This window comes from Nostoc sp. CCY0012 (assembly GCF_963920855.1).
Lineage (GTDB): Bacteria > Cyanobacteriota > Cyanobacteriia > Cyanobacteriales > Nostocaceae > Cyanocohniella.
In genome coordinates, this window is record NZ_CAWUDM010000106.1 from 1 (window position 1) to 18,612 (window position 18,612).

General features: G+C 39.3%; 17 protein-coding genes and 1 pseudogene. 11 read left to right on the top strand and 7 right to left on the bottom strand.

Annotated elements, in window-relative coordinates; genetic code table 11:
• Nucleotides 1–361: 361 nt before the first annotated feature.
• Nucleotides 362–1,273, bottom strand: coding sequence for a hypothetical protein (locus tag ACM0OS_RS23240; RefSeq protein ID WP_414545546.1), 912 nt, complete (start codon nucleotides 1,271–1,273; stop codon nucleotides 362–364).
• A 399-nt stretch (nucleotides 1,274–1,672) separates the two neighbouring features.
• Entirely contained in the window at nucleotides 1,673–2,251 is a 579-nt protein-coding gene (locus ACM0OS_RS23245; protein WP_414545547.1) for a hypothetical protein, read from the bottom strand.
• 467 nt (nucleotides 2,252–2,718) lie between these two features.
• On the opposite strand from ACM0OS_RS23245, the gene ACM0OS_RS23250 reads away from it, so the two are divergent.
• From ACM0OS_RS23250 to ACM0OS_RS23275, 6 genes are all read left to right on the top strand, one after another.
• Entirely contained in the window at nucleotides 2,719–3,399 is a 681-nt protein-coding gene (locus tag ACM0OS_RS23250) for a GAF domain-containing protein (RefSeq protein WP_414545548.1), read from the top strand.
• 72 nt (nucleotides 3,400–3,471) lie between these two features.
• The gene (locus ACM0OS_RS23255; protein ID WP_414545549.1) at nucleotides 3,472–6,840 is read left to right on the top strand and encodes a PAS domain S-box protein; all 3,369 of its coding nucleotides are present in this window, start codon (nucleotides 3,472–3,474) and stop codon (nucleotides 6,838–6,840) included.
• 111 nt (nucleotides 6,841–6,951) lie between these two features.
• On the top strand, nucleotides 6,952–7,329 hold the full coding sequence (locus ACM0OS_RS23260; protein WP_414545550.1) for a response regulator transcription factor: 378 nt from the start codon (nucleotides 6,952–6,954) through the stop codon (nucleotides 7,327–7,329).
• 322 nt (nucleotides 7,330–7,651) lie between these two features.
• Nucleotides 7,652–8,221: a Uma2 family endonuclease gene (locus tag ACM0OS_RS23265; RefSeq protein WP_414545551.1), complete on the top strand. Its 570-nt coding sequence runs from the start codon at nucleotides 7,652–7,654 to the stop codon at nucleotides 8,219–8,221.
• Nucleotides 8,222–8,428: 207 nt separating this feature from the next.
• Nucleotides 8,429–8,692 carry a type II toxin-antitoxin system ParD family antitoxin gene (locus ACM0OS_RS23270; protein WP_414545552.1) on the top strand — a complete coding sequence of 88 codons (264 nt, stop codon included), beginning with the start codon at nucleotides 8,429–8,431 and terminating at the stop codon, nucleotides 8,690–8,692.
• Nucleotides 8,693–8,694: 2 nt separating this feature from the next.
• Nucleotides 8,695–8,997 carry a type II toxin-antitoxin system RelE/ParE family toxin gene (locus ACM0OS_RS23275; protein WP_414545562.1) on the top strand — a complete coding sequence of 101 codons (303 nt, stop codon included), beginning with the start codon at nucleotides 8,695–8,697 and terminating at the stop codon, nucleotides 8,995–8,997.
• 480 nt (nucleotides 8,998–9,477) lie between these two features.
• Here ACM0OS_RS23275 and ACM0OS_RS23280 read toward each other — a convergent pair whose 3' ends face one another.
• From ACM0OS_RS23280 to ACM0OS_RS23295, 4 genes are read right to left on the bottom strand one after another with little or no spacing between them, the layout of a single operon-like run.
• The gene (locus ACM0OS_RS23280) at nucleotides 9,478–10,506 is read right to left on the bottom strand and encodes an ATP-binding protein (protein ID WP_414545553.1); all 1,029 of its coding nucleotides are present in this window, start codon (nucleotides 10,504–10,506) and stop codon (nucleotides 9,478–9,480) included.
• Nucleotides 10,507–10,561: 55 nt separating this feature from the next.
• Entirely contained in the window at nucleotides 10,562–11,134 is a 573-nt protein-coding gene (locus tag ACM0OS_RS23285) for a hypothetical protein (RefSeq protein WP_414545554.1), read from the bottom strand.
• Nucleotides 11,135–11,184: 50 nt separating this feature from the next.
• Nucleotides 11,185–11,529 carry a hypothetical protein gene (locus ACM0OS_RS23290; RefSeq protein ID WP_414545555.1) on the bottom strand — a complete coding sequence of 115 codons (345 nt, stop codon included), beginning with the start codon at nucleotides 11,527–11,529 and terminating at the stop codon, nucleotides 11,185–11,187.
• A gap of 29 nt (nucleotides 11,530–11,558) precedes the next feature.
• A complete protein-coding gene (locus ACM0OS_RS23295; RefSeq protein WP_414545556.1) occupies nucleotides 11,559–11,990 on the bottom strand; it encodes a hypothetical protein in 432 nt (143 codons plus the stop codon).
• 208 nt (nucleotides 11,991–12,198) lie between these two features.
• On the opposite strand from ACM0OS_RS23295, the gene ACM0OS_RS23300 reads away from it, so the two are divergent.
• Nucleotides 12,199–12,699 carry a hypothetical protein gene (locus tag ACM0OS_RS23300; RefSeq protein ID WP_414545557.1) on the top strand — a complete coding sequence of 167 codons (501 nt, stop codon included), beginning with the start codon at nucleotides 12,199–12,201 and terminating at the stop codon, nucleotides 12,697–12,699.
• 335 nt (nucleotides 12,700–13,034) lie between these two features.
• Here ACM0OS_RS23300 and ACM0OS_RS23305 read toward each other — a convergent pair whose 3' ends face one another.
• On the bottom strand, nucleotides 13,035–14,450 hold the full coding sequence (locus ACM0OS_RS23305; RefSeq protein ID WP_414545558.1) for a site-specific integrase: 1,416 nt from the start codon (nucleotides 14,448–14,450) through the stop codon (nucleotides 13,035–13,037).
• 109 nt (nucleotides 14,451–14,559) lie between these two features.
• On the opposite strand from ACM0OS_RS23305, the pseudogene ACM0OS_RS23310 reads away from it, so the two are divergent.
• From ACM0OS_RS23310 to nifE, 4 genes and pseudogenes are all read left to right on the top strand, one after another.
• A pseudogene (locus ACM0OS_RS23310) lies at nucleotides 14,560–14,718 on the top strand (nitrogenase molybdenum-iron protein alpha chain); the annotation flags it as partial.
• A 198-nt stretch (nucleotides 14,719–14,916) separates the two neighbouring features.
• The gene (gene nifK / locus ACM0OS_RS23315) at nucleotides 14,917–16,452 is read left to right on the top strand and encodes a nitrogenase molybdenum-iron protein subunit beta (RefSeq protein ID WP_414545559.1); all 1,536 of its coding nucleotides are present in this window, start codon (nucleotides 14,917–14,919) and stop codon (nucleotides 16,450–16,452) included.
• Between the two features lie 153 nt (nucleotides 16,453–16,605).
• Nucleotides 16,606–16,935, top strand: a complete 330-nt coding sequence (locus ACM0OS_RS23320; RefSeq protein ID WP_414545560.1) for a Mo-dependent nitrogenase C-terminal domain-containing protein — start codon at nucleotides 16,606–16,608, stop codon at nucleotides 16,933–16,935.
• Between the two features lie 194 nt (nucleotides 16,936–17,129).
• Nucleotides 17,130–18,509: a nitrogenase iron-molybdenum cofactor biosynthesis protein NifE gene (gene nifE / locus ACM0OS_RS23325; RefSeq protein ID WP_414545561.1), complete on the top strand. Its 1,380-nt coding sequence runs from the start codon at nucleotides 17,130–17,132 to the stop codon at nucleotides 18,507–18,509.
• The last annotated feature ends 103 nt before the right edge of the window (nucleotides 18,510–18,612 follow it).

Genomic DNA, 18,612 nt, shown 5'->3' on the forward strand with positions numbered 1-18,612 from the left:
TTTAATTATTTTACATTGCTTAACATAGTTTGATTTTTTCTCGCCGACTTACTTAGTAAAATTGGGATCGACTTTCTTTAAATAATCCCGAAATATTTGATGTGCTGTTTTGTGGTCACCTTCGGGAGACATATTGCACAGCCACCAAAGAAAACTACTTTGATAGCATCTTGGCTGATCAGTGGCATTCTTACGGATGTTTTCACCGACTACAACAGAAATGGTAGATCGAATAATTTCAGTTGCACTTGACTTAATAAATCCTCAACATTTAAGAAACTGGTTTGCTAATTGCTGCTACTGTACCTCATAACAGCCGGAAACGCTGTAGTCAAGTTTATTCTCTAAGAATGCTCAAACTTTAAATAAAATCAGAAAAATTCCTTTTTTCCATACTTCTCATCTTAAGTTTTATCAATCTTAGTTTTTTTAGTATAGAGTTAGTAACTTTTTTAATCAGCTTATCCTGTAAAGATAGATTTGTAATTTCCCTTCTTTCACCGTCAAATTTGAGAATTTTTTCTTGCAAAGCAGTGGAAAGATTCTCAGCATTTTTGTGAATCAATAACTTGTAAGATATTTTATCTTTATAGACATCTTGGATATCATGATCAACATTCTCTTCAGGATAACCAGAAACATAATGGTATATTTCCATTGATGTCTTACAAGCAGCTAAACCCATTGCTATACCTTCACCATCAAAAATCCCATTAATTTCCAAATAATCTCTAATTTGCTGCCAAATCTTCATAAACTCTATTTCTTTACCATTATTTTTACGAATGATAAAAACACCTTCATATATAAATTTACATTGATCAATTAATATTTCCAATTCTTCGGCAATTTCCTTAACCAGCTTATGTGTTAATTCTTTCTTATTTGTTAAACTATTTTTGGAAGTTAGATGTTTTGTCAAGCTCCAACAGGTTTTTGCTGTTAAGCCAGGTTTCCAATTCCTGGACACTACTAAATTTTCTATTAATCTGCAATCAGCATCAAGAAAAATACAACAATCGAAGTCTTGAAAACAGCGTTCTATACAACAGAGTTTGTCATGAAATATACCTACTGATTGTACATTGTGTTTCACAGCGATTACATGTTTATTCTCACGAAAAAGCTTTGGTCTGTCTGTGAGAATTACAAAAAAAGTATTTGGAGATAACCTATAAATATCTTGCGCTAGCTGCTTTGCAAGTTGATTGTACTCATAACCAATAGCTAAAGTTGCGTAGCATATTTTTATTTGATTTTCAGTTTTTAACATCCAATATTTATCTCCATAAATTACCAAAATATCTATTCGAGTTAAGCAAAAGCTATAGGAATCCGATTTGGTTTTCCCAATACACCTATGGTAAGCTTTGCCGATTCTACATTACTTAAAATTTTTCACAGATCATTCATGATTTCCATAGGATCTAAGTAGAATGGTGTAAATAATTAAAGGTCTGTAGTGAGGACTTTAGTCCTCTAATAAGGAATGAAGTTCTTACTACGAAACAAATGCAATTTTCTTTTACATTACTTTACATAATTTGGTTTTTTCAAGTCGTTCTACTTAAGTTGTTAGGAGAAAGATCATGTTTACTTGGTCAATGTTTGAATACTGACATGGCAATGCTAGAAAATTTTGGGTAAAATTAGCAACGTCAGATATAACAGTTCAGTCGGGGAAAGCCACACCAGTCATGGGGTCACGAATATACAACCCTAGTGTGAGACTACGCATCACCTCATCCCAAACTGGTGTAAGTTGTTCTGCTTGATCTGCCCAATAATCAAATGTAATTAAGCATTGAACATTTGACCCCAAACCAACGCAAGTCCGCGAAAATGCTTCCCGTGGTTCTTCTTGAGTATCAATAAACTTAATCTCTGTCCAGACAATTTTAGCCGTTTGGCGCTTGACGGTAATAATCTCTCCCCTACCAATGACGTTGCGCTCGTCTTCATCCATAATTTTCTTCAAAGTGGATTTTAGCGGAAATAAGCTCCAGTCACGGGGTGGTAGAGGATTGAAAGATACTTCTAAGCAGCAATCATCTTTGGGCGGTTTTTGATCGCGGAACTTGAAAGATTTTTCTTGTGGCTCAAAAAACCAATTATGGGGAACATTGAAGCGAACAGCCCCGCGATTGGCTACAAAAATCTTGTAGCCTGATGGAGATTCCCAGCGATGGTCAGGCTTTAGTTCAAGCGTTTCTTTAATCCACTGAAGATTGCTTTTTTTACGCTTTGCCATAGTATTTTTACTAGTCTGCTGAAGATTGCGTAGGCGAACTTGTCGTAGACATTGCTTAGATTGTGTTGTAGGCGATCGCCCACTTTGTCAATGGTACCAAAAAATTGCTAGTAGGCTAGCTAGCCTGATGGCCAGTTCTGCGCTACGTTGATCGATTTTCTCTTGCTTTGTCTCTCCTATCCCACTAAATGTATTTTTTCAAAGACTTAATACGTTTTGTTGCTTACAGATGAGTGCAATATCGATTACTAGTGAAGTCGGTTTTTCGCAATGTTATAGTGCTAATTTTTCTGGGAAAGCTAAACTTAACTTTCTGTATTTCTCATTCCCACGGCTTCATGCAATATACCAGCCTCCCAAGGGCGCAGTTTTCGTTTCCGCAAAGTATCAAAACAACACATAATAATTTCGCTTTTTTTGGTTTTTTTATTTTGAAATTTTTAACCCATTTTTAGATAAGGTCTTTTATGTCTTTAGTTAACCTCAAAAAAATTTTTCATAAAAAAGAGTTACCTCCTCTTCTGGAAGAGTTAGTTTATCAACTAAAAATTGCCATTGATGTTGAACTGGCGGATGGTACACAACTCATAACCATTGGTAAGCAAACTGCCAACAAGCGATATCCAGTTGAGGTGTCAGGAGAAATTATTGGTTGGGTCATAGGAGAAGAAAAAGTCAGCTTAGTAGCAATGTTGCTTTCGTTGTTAGCAAAACAAGAAGCAGAGAAAAAAGAACTGGCAAAAGAATTACTGGAGCGATACCAAGAAATTGATTTGTTTGAAGATATCTCAACCCAACTGACGACAAGCTTGAATAAGCGACAGGTTGCCCAGATGGTACTTCAAGAAATGAGTCAATTAATTGAATCTTCTGCGGGAATGATTTTACTTTTTACTGGGGATACACCTGTATTTGAAGTCATAGCCGAATATGGACTATTGCTCGATCACAGTCAACCCCAATTAAGCAAGGGAATTATTGACAACATTATACAATCCGGTCGGGCAGAACTGATCAACGATGTGCCAGCCGATGCGCGATCGCAAGGACAGGAACAAGTCAGTGCTTTGATTTGCAATCCAACGTCACCCCATTTCTTTAAAGCTTTACGCCACCTTGTTGTCCTGGTTTTGTTGTCCTCATCCTAGCCAATAAATTTTGCTGAAAGCATTCTCTTGTTAATAGTCCCACTTACATCCACGAGTCAGGAAACCTCAATTATGCCTAGCCAACTTGAAGAATCAAGTCATCACCTCTTAGAACAATGTCCCATTGGTCTTGTGCTTTGCCAAATAGATGGGACACTGATTGATATCAACCCCGCCTTTGCTAACATTTTGGGGCGTACTATCCCGGAAACTCTCAACCTTAACTACTGGCAAATTACTTCTGAGAACTATATCGCCACTGAGCAAGCCATACTAGAAAATCTAGAACAAACTGGTAGCTCCGGGCCTTACGAAAAAGAATACATTCACAAAGACGGACACTTGGTTTCACTCAGAGTCTGGGGACAGATGATTGAAAAGGACGGGCAAAAACTGATCTGGTCGAGTGTAGAAGACATTAGCGACCTGAAAACAGCCCAACAGGAACACCAAAAAACTGCAAAAATCTTGAAACAGAGCGAAGCACGATACCGCTCTTTGGTGACAACTAATACACAGATTATTTGGGTCAGCACACCAGAAGGAATTTGCTTTGAACTTAAAGACTGGATTGCTTACACAGGTCAAAGCCTAGCTGAAGCTGAAAACGGAGGTTGGATTGATGCCGTTCATCCTGATGATCGTGGTTACACCGGAGAAGCTTGGGGTATTGCTGTAGCCAACCTCAGCCAATATCAAATTGAATACCGCATTCGGGGCAAAGATGGCAACTATCGCTACTTTTGGGTTTGGGGCGCTCCGGTGATCGAAGAAGATGGTAACGTCCGGGAGTGGATTGGTACTTGCACAGATATTCACGATCGCAAACTGGCAGAGGCTGAAAATCAACGGCTTCAGGAGCGATATTGCTCCTTAGTAACTGCCACTTCCCAAATTGTGTGGGCAACAACACCAGAAGGACTGGGAATTGGGAGTGAAATGCTGACTTGGATGGCTTATACAGGTCAAACAGAAGCAGAAGTTGAGGGTTGGGGCTGGTTAAATGCAGTTCATCCCGATGACCGGGCCCACTCAGTAGCCGTTGTGAACATAGCAATGACAAACCGAGATATCTATCAAACTGAATACCGTCTTCGGGGTAAGGATGGTACCTATCGCCATTTCTCGGTTTGTGGCGCTCCCGTTTTAGACGAAGATGGCAGCATTCGGGAATGGATTGGCACTTGTACCGACATTCACGATCGCAAGTTGGCAGAAGCGGAAAATCAACGGTTATTGGATATGTTAAATCATTCCAGTGATGCCATTATTGTGCGTGACATGGCGGACAAAATTTCTTACTGGAATCAAGGTGCAGAAAATCTCTACCGTTTTGCCCGTGAGCAAGTCAAAGACCAATGTATTCATCAATTTATCCAAAAAACCTTTCCCAAACCCAAAGCAGAAGTAGTAGCAGAGTTATTACAGCAAGGCAATTGGGAAGGAGAAGTGCAACACCTCACCTGTAATGGCAAACTGATCACAGTGCAAAGCCGTTGGACATTACAACGGGATTTCGACCGCCAGCCCTGCGCCATACTGGAAATTAATACTGATATTACTGCCCGCAAACAAGCTGAAATCGCTCTTAGACAATTAAATCAAGAACTGGAAGCCAGAGTTGTAGAACGAACGGCGGCACTACAAAATACCCTCGCAGAAGCCCAAGGATTAAATGCCATTTTAGATAACTTAGCGGATGGTTTGTTGGTAGTGGACACCACCGGACAAATTACCCATTTCAATCCTGCTTTTTTAGCCATGCACGCATTGACAGCCACCGCCCTCAATGGACACTACCAACAACTGCCTATATCTGGTTTAACAAATTTGATTGAACAAACTCAGTCCCATCCCCAAGAGGTATTTGCTGCCGAAATTAAATTGGCCAAAGAACACATTGGTCAGGCAGTAGCAACGGCCATTTTTAAGCAGACCTTAGCTCACGAACCTGCTGTATGCTTTGGTGCGGCGTTATTGGTTCGAGATGTGACAGCAGAAAAGGAAATTGACCAGATGAAAACTGATTTCATCTCCACAGTTTCCCATGAGTTGCGGACACCACTGACTTCGGTTCTCGGTTTTGCGTCCATTATTCAAGAAAAATTGCAAACCGATGTCTTCCCGATGCTGTCTGTGGAAGACCGCAAGTTGCAAAAAACCATCAAGCGTGTGGGTGACAATCTCAACATTATTGTCTCGGAAGCAGAACGGCTGACATCTTTAATTAACGATGTTTTAGACATTGCCAAAATGGAAGCTGGTAAGGTGGAATGGCAGATGCAACCCATCGATCCGGGTGAGTTATTGGATTGGGCCACCACTGCTACAGCAGGATTATTTGAAACTAATGGTTTAAGTCTAATCACTGATATTGAAGACAATCTGCCGCAAATAGTAGGCGATCGCAACCGTCTATTACAAGTCCTCATCAACCTGATTTCCAATGCTGTGAAATTTACCGAATACGGTTCTGTTACCTGCCGTGTTAAACAAGCAAATGACAGTATTTGCGTCAGCGTCATCGATACAGGTGTGGGCATTGCACCCGAAGACCAGCCGAAAGTATTTGAGAAATTCCGCCAAGTTGGTGATACCCTCACCGACAAACCCAAAGGCACAGGGTTAGGGCTACCTATCTGCAAACAAATCATCGATCATCACAGCGGGAGAATTTGGGTAGAAAGTGAAGCTGGTCAAGGCAGTACATTTTCATTCATTGTCCCCACTTACAAAAGTGACCATACCAGCAGCAAATTAAATCTGGATGCCCTAGTCAAACAACTAAAAGAACACGTTATCACCACAAACGCTGTACCAGACCAAAACCGCAAAACTATCTTAATTGTTGATGATGATATCAACATTCGAGAACTGCTGCGTCAACAACTAGAAAACGAAGGCTACAATGTTCGAGAAGCTAAAAATGGCATGAATGCAATTCAACAGATTAAAATAGCCCGTCCTGATTTAATTCTTCTGGATGTGATGATGCCTCAAATCAGCGGTTTTGATGTGGCAGCCGTCCTTAAAAATGATCCTCTGACAGCAGATATTCCTATCATCATCCTGTCAATTATTGAAAATAAAGAAAGAGGCTATCATATTGGCATTGATCGCTATCTCACCAAGCCCATCGACTCAGAGAAACTGATTAACGAAATTGGCTTACTACTTTCCCAAGGAACTTCTAGTAAAAAGGTCTTAGTTGTCGATAAAAATGCCTCAACTTTAAAAGTTATTTCTGATGTATTACAAACTCAAGGATATAACGTCATTGAAGCCTCTAATCCCCAAGAATGTATTCATAAAGCCCTTTCAACTAAACCTGACATGATCATTATCGATTCTATCTTCTCCCAAGAAACCGAACTGGTAAAAACCCTAAGGTTTGAAAAGGAGTTGGAGAATGTATTCTTCATCATGCTTTCAGATCATTGATTGCTTGGGGATTGGAAGGGGACAAGGGGACAAGAACAAAAATACTTCCCTTTCTCTCTCCTCCCTGCCTCTACGAATAGTTGGTAAATCAAATAGAAAGGATTGCTATATATGACTCAGAAGGTTCTGATTGTTGACGATGAACCCAACATCGTAATTTTAATGGAACAAGCCCTAGAAGCTTTGGAAGATGAGGGCGTTGAACTGCTCACAGCCAGAAACGGAGAAGAAGCACTCGAAACTATTAAAACTGAAAAACCAAATTTAGTTTTTCTTGATGTCATGATGCCTAAAATGAGTGGTTTAGAAGTCTGCCAAGTTGTTAAAAAAGACTTGCAAATGACTGATGTCTACATTGTGATGTTGACAGCTAAAGGACAAGAATTTGATAAACAAAAAGGAATTGATGTTGGTGCTGACCTCTATCTGACTAAACCATTTCGTCCCAAAGAAGTATTAGAGAAATCAAGACATGTCTTGGGTTTTTGAATGCATCATGGCAGTCTCTTAGCTCATTCTTGCCCAGCCAAGCGATTGTAGGTAACATGGTGTTTTTAATTATTTATAAATTATCAAAGTTAAATTCTGTATACGATGACGATCGCCTAAGGTTGATTGAGTAAGCAAGCTTGATTTATCCAATCCTAGCAATTTGCCCATAGGTCGTGCGATCGCCTCCAGCGCTGCGCTGAGTCTTTCAGACACGTTACGCGAACGCGCGATCGCCCTGTTAGATTTTCAATAGTAAAACATTGACATCTGTGACAAAATAGTTATGTTGTCCTACAGCTAATGTAATCGGCTAAAACCTATGGTTTCTACCATCAAACGCCGCTACAGTTTAGATGAATACCGTGCGATCGAAGAAAAAACCGAAGGACGCAACGAGTATCGAGATGGAGAAATTGTACCTATGCCTGGAGGAACGCTCAAACACAGTCGTATCAGTGGAAATATTTTCGCATTTCTCAAATTTCTGCTACGTGATACTCAATTTGAGCCAATTAATAGTGATTTGCGGCTATGGATTCCTGAACATCGGCGCGGAGTATATCCAGACGTGATGGTTTTTGAGGGTGAACCACAACTGAATGATCCTCGTTTAGATGAAGTATTGAATCCTATTTTGATTGTGGAAGTTTTATCCCCTTCCACCGCAGATTACGACCGACAAAGTAAATTTCGGATGTATCGTTCAATTTTGAGTTTTAGCGAATATCTATTAGTTGAGCAAGATGAACCTTTTATAGAACGCTACAGTAAAAAAGACCAAGGTTGGTTACTCAGTGATTTTAACAGCTTAGAGCAATCTATTTTCTTAGATTCAGTTGGGGTAGAATTACCACTTGGGGAAATTTATCGTGGTGTTGTGTTTGAGTAAAATAGCTGGTGTAATCAGGGGTGTGGGAAGAGCGATCGCACCATATAAACACTAATTTGTAACTTATGTCTGTAGTATTTAGTTACATAAGCATTAGCGTTGATAAACTGCTAAAAATTCATAGATAATAGCTATTAGGCTTGTGAGATTTACTAGCAACAGAAAGTATGGCTAGGTAACATTGTTAATTAACTAGAGGTAAAAATTGTGAATATCCAACTGAAAGCGGAATACGAGCAATTTATACAAACTCGAATTGCTACAGGTAAATATGAAAATGCTGAAGAGGTGATTGTTACAGCATTGAAACTGCTGGAGGAATGGGAGAAGGGTTATCAGGAATGGGAGGAAGAAACTAAGAAAAAACTAGAGGCTGGGCTGGCTTCTATCGAACGTGGAGACGTAGTAGATGGTGAAGTGGTAATAGCACAATTGGAGGAGAAATTACGCAAAGCGCGTGAGGCTCAATAATGATGGAATACTTGATTTCCAAGGAAGCCAGCCAAGATTTAGATGAAATTTTGGATTATTTTTTAGTTCGTAATATCAACGCTGGCGAAAGATTTATTCGAGAATTTAATAAGAAGTGCCAAAATATAGCTCAATTTCCAAATCTAGGGCGAAGTTACATCAAGTTTGACCCCAGACTGAGAGGTATACCATTGGATGGCTACATTATTTTTTATCGACTTTTTGAAGGCCGTGTTGTGATTGTGCGAGTAGTTAGTGGTTATCGAGACTTAGAATCTATATTTGCAGATGTGGACGATGAGTAGATTGTAAGCGTTAACACAAAGTTACAACTGATACCCGTATATATATCAACCGTGATCGCCTCCTGAAGATACTCATAATTAATTAGGTGCATTGCATACATATACAACACACCCTATTCAAGAGATGCGATCCGCATTTTACAAATATTCATCCTTTTATTATCTATATTAAATACCGAACTATTTTCAATATAGGAATCATATTTGATTTCTGAAAAAACTCTGTATACTCAGAAAATCTTCTTTCCTACTCCCTACTCCCTACTCCCCACTCCCAGCCTACGCAAATAATTTCAAGAATCAAGCCGGATTCCTATATATGTAGACAGAAAGTGATCGCTACTTTCTTTTTTATTCTAACCTTGATTAAAACGACTGCTCTTTTAAAAATACAAGACTTTATAGAATGCGTTGTGTTTTGCAACAACGCATTCTATAAAGTCTTGTGAGTGTATAGATGAAATATGATTTATCTAAAAATTAATTAGATATTGATTTAATCCTTTCAGAAGACAAATCTCCATTACCATTAACAGGGGTCACTGTCAATTCTGGTTTGACAGATGCTTTATTAGCTTCTACTATTTCAGTCATTGCCTCTATGAAATGAGACTGTGTAACCTGTTTTTGTTCTGTAGGCTTGTTTTCTTTCGCAGCAGAAACTACTGCCTTTAAAACTGCATTTTTGATATCTCTACCTGATACACTATCAAACTGAGATGCCAGTTCGGCGAAATCTACTGATTTATCTAAAGGAAGTTGCCGAGGAATTTGCACTTGCCAAATCTTACATCTTGCTTCTTTATCTGGTAAATCAAACTGGATTTTCCAGCGAATTCTACTGATAAAAGCTGGGTCATAGTTACGAATTAAATTAGTGGCAAATATTACGATTCCTTCGTATGATGAAAGTTGTAATATCATGACACTACGAGTTAAATTAACGGCTGTATCAGTAGACTGACTGACATTTTCTAGACGTTTACCCAAGAATGAATCAGCTTCATCAAAGAATAAAACAGCATTTTGACTAGTAGCAAACTCAAAAGCTTTAGCAATATTTTTAGGAGTTTCGCCAACATACTTGGATTCAAGTTGTTGGTAAGGGACTACTAAAATTCTCTTCTTGACTGCGTGAGCCAATGCTTCAGCAGTTAGTGTTTTTCCCGTCCCAGGCAGTCCAGATAAGTTAATGGAAAGAGCTTTATCTAATTTGTGTTTTTGGCCCATTCCCCAGTCTTTGTAAATTAAATCTTGATATTGCAGTTCACATATAGTTGATTCGATTTGATTTCTAGTTTTCTTTGGTAATATCACATCTTCAAGAGTATATTTTGGTTCTCTCAAATAAGGAGTAAAATCTATTGTTGATTCTGGTGATTTATTTAATTCATTTTCACTGTTATATGTTGGATGAGTATTATCTACATCGTTTGGATAAGTAATATTTTCGCCGGATGCTTGACGAAATTTAAGCTCTTTATTAAGTTTAGTATCGATTCGTGGCATTGCAAGTTCCCCTAATAAATTTTAAAAATCAGAGATTAAAGTTAAAGCTACACTATCAATCTATCTGGATAATTAAAGAATTAAACAGTAGATTTTGTTTCATTTTTCCATAAGTATCCAAAGGATCAAGTAAAGAACCCATAGTTTTAAAAAAAGGATTTTCTGCAACTATATCTGGTACTTCTGGAGGTGCTATAAACCCGGAAAATAAAGGAGTAAAAAGTTCATAAGCAATCCTTCGCCACTCTTCATATTCATTTCCTTTTAATCCATTGTCAAGAATGCAAATTTGTTTTAACTTTGACGCTGACACATTTGAGGGTATCACTAAGTCACGCTCATCAATTTCAGGGATATCATACCCTCTATCCTTATTTGTAACTTCAGTATCATAAAGCCATATTAGAAGCTTTTCAAAATTACAATTTCTGATACTACGACTTTGACGAAATATTTTTCTAACTATTAAATTATCAAAAAAACTTTGCGTCTTGGAAGTTATAACTATTTTGTCGTTTTTATTTCTTTGTCCAGGTAAACCAAATACTTCGATTATTTTCAAACTTCCATCTGGCTCAGAAGAACGAAAACCAACGGCTGTATAAATATTCTCAGAATAGCGTGGCATAGATAATCCTGTTTAGATGTGAATGGTTAATAATTATCCAACAATTTCCATCAAGATTCCCAATTTTCTAAAACCACTACTCTAGCTTCAGATCGCTGAGTAGGTAAAGGAGAATGTTGAGGTGCTTGCCTAACACTAAAAACTTGTGAGGGTTCACTGTTATAGTATCTAGGGTCCCAAACCTCCATTAAAGTCTCACCTGCTATTTCTCCTGCTATAAATATTGCATATAAGACAACACCTACACCAAATGCTGCAATTAAAACACTAGCAATTGCTGCATACCATATTTCTTGGAGCGTATATACCAAAGCTTCTAAAAAAGCAGCAACTACTTCTCCTAGCCATGAAATCAACTGATCTAGCAAGCTGCCCAACCATGAAAATAAACCCATTTTTAAAATACCTCAAATACGATGTAAAGTTATAAAATTAGTGTGGTTACAACTGGATTCTGAACTGTAGGTAGTTGTACTTCAGCTTGTTGCTTATTATCCAAAGCCGTTACAGAAATAACAACTGGATCTTTATGTTGCTGATACGGATCTACGATCTCAATAAAGACATCTAATCCATCTCGGAAAATTCCAATCAACCACTCACTTCGGTAACCAAATTCTTGTCTAAGATATGATTCAATCTCTGACCAGTTGTTATCTAAGAACTGAGCTAACAGAGCCAAGCAATATTTGGTGGCTTCTGTTAAATATCCAAAAATTTCTTGCGATGCTATGACAAGACTTTCCCATAACCCAGCAAAATGCCTGGATAAAGCTTCAACTACAGCTTCAAAAGCATAACCCACAGATGCTCCGACAACAAATGCAACTGCGACTTGCAATAGAATATCCCACATATATTTCGATTTAGTTGATTTTAAAACATACTGGTTTTGTAATTTTTTTGCTTATGCTTACTTCTTACTTTAGTATGTTACATCTAGGTCAATAAACATAAAAGCGGAAAATGACGGATTGCCACAAAAAATACCAAAAAAGCGGAAACTGACGGAATATATGGCTAAAATTTGCTACAATGCGTTGTGACATTTGAAATTACTAAATATGCAAGTTCACGAACTATTACAATTTGTGGATGACGCTGTTTATCATAAGACAGGTAAGCATCTTAATGACTTGCAGCGTGGAGTGATTGAGGGAACCCTAAAGTATCAAACTTATTCGGACATAGCAGACGCTTTTCACTGTAGTCCTGGTCATGCTAAGGATGTAGGTTATGAACTTTTAAAATTGTTATCTGATATTTTTGATGAGCCAGTTGATAAAGGTAATCTTAAATCAGTTTTAGACCGTCACAGTAATATCAATCTTTCTCTGGCGGATAATACAATTAACAGTAAGATAATTGGCTGCATAACGGTTAGTCATAAACAAACAAAAACTCAAGCAAATAAAACTAATTCTAATATTTCCAGCTTCTCAAAGGATAGCAAAGATATAGTTCATGCTAAAAAGGTTGAAAAATTACGGCAGTTTGGTTTAAATGATGAGCAAATTGCAGAAGCTTTAGAGTTACCCTTGGAGATTATTCAGGAAGTAACTTAGAAAAGTCTAAGTAAGTCGGCACAAATAAACCTAACTATGTAACAGAATGTAAAATACCCTAAGACCCTTGTGATTGCTTCATTCCACTTCGTTCTACTCGCAATGATATACATTGAAATTTCCACGCCGACTTACTTACCCCGCTTCTGTCACTCTCCGAAAACAAAAATTAAAGCCAACTTTTAAAACTCTGACTGGGATTAGGTTTGTGGCTTTATTTTCTAACATGATATATATAATCATTGATTTAGACTGAAACTCTTGTCTGGTAAGGATTACATCTTTTTATCTAGGGAAAGTGACAGAAGAGGGTTACATAGAAATAATTGAATTAGCTACCTCTTATAAACTAACTCCATTTTCAACTTCTCAATCTCCATTTTCAATCTTTCATTCTCCATCCTCAATCTCCCATTCTCCTCCCTCATCACCTCGACTTCATTCCGTTTACTCAAAGCTTGATTAATCGCCAACTTCCGCATATCCAGCGAGAACCAACGCTGATAAGTTTGCGTATGTACTTGCACACTATGCCCCAAATTATCCGCCGCTGCTTTAATTGGTATGCCTAGAATATGCGCCCGAATTGCCCAAGCGTGACGTAAATCATAAGGCTTAAAATCTAAACCAATTTTACGAAACCACCAACTAACTCGTTGAGTTAATGCCGTTATTTCTGCATGATTAGTATTATCTTTTTTGCTAATAGCCTCTGCCAACATCTCTAAATATTTAGGATTCCTTAAATCAAATTCCTCAATCCATTGTTTATGTAACGGTAATGCTTGTCTTTCGCCAGTTTTACAATCTTTATGAACTTTCCATGTTAAATCTGCATTCTCTGGACTTAACCACCAATCAATATCAGGATGAATAAATAATTCCCGTGGACGTAAACCAAAAACTGCTAACATTCCATAAGTCCACCGCCAAAGTTGCCAGCTATCTTTAACGTTTTGATTAACTTGATTGCCTCTATTATTCAAATATTCTTCAAAATTGATAATTCCTGTTGCTATTTCTGCATCAGTTGGTATATTCCGGGAGTTATTTTCCGGCATTTTAGAATATTGAGATAAATCAATATCAATTTTGAATGCTATGCAGAATGCAGATATGGCTCTACTTGCATTATATCTTGCCCATTCTTTATCAATTTTCTCAATTGCACTGATTAAATTTTCCGGCGTTGCTAAGTCTTGAGAATTAGTAAATCTTTTAGTGCGAGAAAAATAATAAAAAAAAGTATGTTCGCTTTTGGTAGTACGTTTGTGAGTTTTAAAATACTCCTCTTCAAATTTTTCTAGTAATTCACCTATAGTCTGAAACTCTTTTTTAATTGCTTCATTGCCTAAATATTTATCGTTCCATTCAAAGGTTTTTCTTGCAATTAACTTTCCTAACTCATAGGCTTCTTCCTCCGCTGTCTTCAGTCCATCTAAGTTGGCGGGAATATTCAAACTGAGATTGTATTGCTTTCTCCCAGTACCTTTGGTGTCCTTGTCTCCTGGTTTAATTGGTAGAGTCGCGCGTAATTGCAGACTTCCATTTGATTCTCTAATGGTTACCTTAGCCTTTGCAGACTTCAAACGCAGATTTACTTTCTCTAATTCTACTAGTACTTTTGTTCTCATGTGTTCTTTTTGCTGATGTGCTTGCAGACTTGAACCCAGAAAACTGCCGTCGGTAGATGAGAATGGCTCTAAGTCTGCAAAGGCTTGTTGATATTTGTCTTGACCCTGATTATGCATTGCTATGATTTAGCCTATATTTAGCCTAAAAATAAATGTGTTAACAGTGAACAATGTTTATAACAGACATTGCTTAATACAAACATTAGGCTGATTAAAAGCATTAAACCATAAAAAGAACTACTCCGGCCCTTATCACGGTTATGATGGCTTCGCTATCTTCGCTCGTGACATGGATTTGGCACTCAACAGCCCAACCTGGGGATTAATTGGCGCTCCCTGGAGCAAAAAAGCTGAAGCTAAAGCTAAAGCCAAAGCTACCGCCTAGAGAAATGGAAAAGGGATAAGTAGGGACAGCCTGGGGTATTAGCCCCAGGGGGGAGTTGGGAATTCAAGGTTCAAAATTCAAAAGTTAAGAGTTTATTTTGATTTTTGCATTCTGAATTTTGAGTGACATTCCCACTCCCTCCCCACACCCCACCGCAAATTAGTAACGAACGACTTCAGTAAGCTTGGAGATCTAGAAATGCCTCAAAATCCAGAAAATATTCAAGACCACGTTGAGTTATTCCACCAACCGGAATATCAACAACTATTCCAAAACAAGAAGGAATTTGAAAACGGTCACGACCCCGCAGAAGTTACACGGGTTGCCGAATGGACAAAAGGTTGGGAATATCGTGAAAAGAACTTTGCTCGTGAGGCATTGACCGTTAACCCTGCAAAGGGTTGTCAACCTTTAGGTGCAATCTTTGCTGCTGTGGGTTTTGAAGGCACAATGCCTTTCGTCCAAGGTTCTCAAGGTTGCGTTGCTTACTTCCGTACCCACTTAACCCGTCACTACAAAGAGCCATTCTCTGGTGTGTCTTCTTCAATGACTGAAGATGCAGCCGTGTTTGGTGGTTTGCAAAACATGATTGACGGTTTGGCGAACTCTTACCAACTGTACAAGCCCAAGATGATTGCTGTCTGCACCACTTGTATGGCAGAAGTAATTGGTGATGACTTGCAGTCATTCATCAACAACGCCAAAGATGCTGGTTCAGTTCCTAAAGAATTTCCAGTACCTTACGCTCACACACCTAGCTTTGTTGGTTCCCACATCACTGGTTACGACAACATGATGAAGGGTATTCTTTCTAACCTGACAGCAGGGAAGAAGAAAGAAACCAGCAATGGCAAAATCAACTTCATCCCAGGTTTTGATACCTATGTAGGAAACAACCGGGAAATCAAGCGCATTTCTTCCTTGTTCGGCTTTGACTACACCATTCTCGCTGACAACAGTGACTATTTAGATTCACCCAACACAGGTGAATTTGATATGTACCCAGGTGGTACAAAGCTAGAAGATGCAGCAGATTCCATTAATGGTAAAGCTACAATTGCTCTGCAAGCATATTCCACCACCAAAACCCGTGAGTACATTGAAAAAGAGTGGAAGCAACCCACTTCAGTTTCTCGTCCTTGGGGTATCAAGGGTACTGATGAGTTCTTGATGAAACTCAGCGAACTAACTGGTCAGCCCATTCCCGAAGAACTAGAAATTGAACGCGGTCGTGCAGTTGATGCCATGACTGACTCTCATTCATGGGTTCACGGTAAGCGCTTTGCTATCTTTGGTGAGCCAGATTTAGTGATCAGCGTAGTTGGCTTTATGTTGGAAATGGGTGCTGAACCTGTGCATATCCTAGTCAACAACACCAACGAAGTATTTGAAAAAGAACTCCAAGCTTTACTAGATTCTAGTCCTTTTGGTCAGAATGCAACCATCTGGGGCGGTAAAGACCTATGGCACATGAGAAGCTTGTTGTTCACCGAACCCGTAGACTTGCTTATCGGTAACTCCTACGGTAAGTACCTATGGCGCGACTGTAAAGTTCCCTTCGTCAGAATTGGTTATCCCATCATGGATCGCCACCACTTACACCGCTACAGCACCATCGGCTACCAAGGTGTAATCAACTTGCTCAACTGGATTGTTAATACAATCTTTGAGGAAATCGACCGCAACACCAATATTCCCTCTAAGACCGATATTTCTTACGACTTGATTCGTTAAGAATTGCAGCGTGCTAATCAAGGGTAAGGAGGGGGAGTAAGGGCTAGAGAATAGGGGCTAGAGGCTAGAAAAGAATTTCTTTCATGCCTCTTGCCTTCTGCCCAATCCCCAACTTACCTTTTTTCTTTTAAACATTTATCTGAGGTATCTACGATGGAAAGTATCAATCACACTCACTCTCATCACAACTACCATCCACCCAACTATAAAAAACCGGGTTGGTTTCACAATCTTCTCAACCCTTTACGTAGTTTGGTAGATGGAATACAAGTTAAAAATTCTCGTCTCGCTCATCTAATTTGCCAAGTAATTCCTTGCTGTTGTCCTTTTGAGCGAAATATTAGTTTATTTGGCCGAACTGTGCATATTCCTGCTTTGTGCAAACTCAATCCTTTATATGATGAGTTTGTGGGAATGCGTTTTCGTGCTTTATCTTATCTTGCTGATGAATGTGGAGAGGATATCACGAAGTATATTTGCTAGGCAATGGTCTTGAGTCATTAATGCTCTTGCAAAAGTCAATTTTATGAAAACTAATCCACAGATGGACACAGATAGAAACTCATGAATTATCTGATTTCCATGTGGTAAAGAGAGGATTTTTGCAGGAAGTCTATTACTTAGTGAATAGACGGAGAACTAAATAATTAACACGTCGATCCAGCAAGAGAAGAGAGATGAAAAGTACCCAAGGCAAAATTAACGAGCTGCTGAATGAGCCAGGATGTGAACACAATCAGCACAAACAAGGTGAGAAGAAGAATAAGTCTTGCACTCAACAAGCCCAACCTGGCGCTGCTCAAGGTGGTTGTGCTTTTGATGGTGCAATGATTGCCCTTGTCCCAATTACTGATGCGGCTCATTTAGTTCACGGGCCGATCGCCTGTGCTGGTAATTCTTGGGGTAGTCGTGGTAGTCTCTCGTCTGGGCCTCTACTCTACAAGACGGGCTTCACTACCGATTTAACGGAAAATGATGTGATTTTCGGTGGTGAAAAGAAGCTCTATAAGGCAATTCTAGAGGTTAAGGAACGCTATAATCCCGCCGCAGTTTTTGTCTACGCTACTTGTGTGACGGCTTTGATTGGTGATGATATGGAAGCTGTCTGTAAGGCTGCGGCCCAGAAAATTGGGACTCCGGTGATCCCGGTAATTGCTCCGGGATTCATAGGGAGTAAGAATCTGGGTAATCGTTTCGGTGGTGAAGCGTTGCTGGAATATGTAGTTGGTACAGCAGAACCGGCAGAAACTACGCCTTATGATATTAACTTAATCGGTGAGTACAACATCGCCGGGGAAATGTGGGGAGTCACACCACTGCTAGAGAAATTAGGTATTCGCGTATTATCCAAAATAACGGGCGATGCTCGCTATGACGAAGTTCGTTATGCTCATCGTGCCAAGCTCAATGTCATGATCTGCTCTAGAGCGTTGCTGAATATGGCAAGAAAGATGGAGGAACGCTACAACATTCCTTTCATTGAAGAATCTTTCTATGGCATCGATGATATGAATCGTTGTCTGCGAAATATTGCCGCCAAATTGGGTGATGCTGATTTGCAAGAGCGCACAGAAAAGTTGATTGCGGAAGAAACAGCTGCCTTAGATTTGGCACTAGCTCCTTATCGCGCTCGCCTCAAAGGGAAACGGGTTGTGTTGTATACAGGTGGTGTTAAGAGTTGGTCAATTATCTCAGCAGCTAAGGACTTGGGGATAGAAGTTGTTGCTACCAGTACGAGAAAAAGCACTGAGGAAGACAAAGCCCGGATCAAGAAGTTAATCGGCAACGATGGCATCATGATGGAGAAGGGTAACGCCCAGGAATTGCTGAAACTGGTAAAAGAAACTGGCGCTGATATGTTGATTGCCGGTGGTCGTAACCAATACACCGCTTTGAAAGCGCGGATTCCTTTCCTGGATATCAACCAAGAACGTCACCATCCCTATGCAGGATATGTGGGCATGATCGAGATGGCACGGGAATTGTACGAAGCTCTCTATAGCCCGATTTGGGAACAAATACGCAAACCCGCTCCTTGGGAAGAATTGGAATTATGAGGATAAGGGGATAGGGAGACAAGGGGACAAGGGGACAAGGGGACAAGGAGACAAAGGGACAAGGGGACAAGGGGACAAGGGGACAAGGGGACAAGGGGACAAG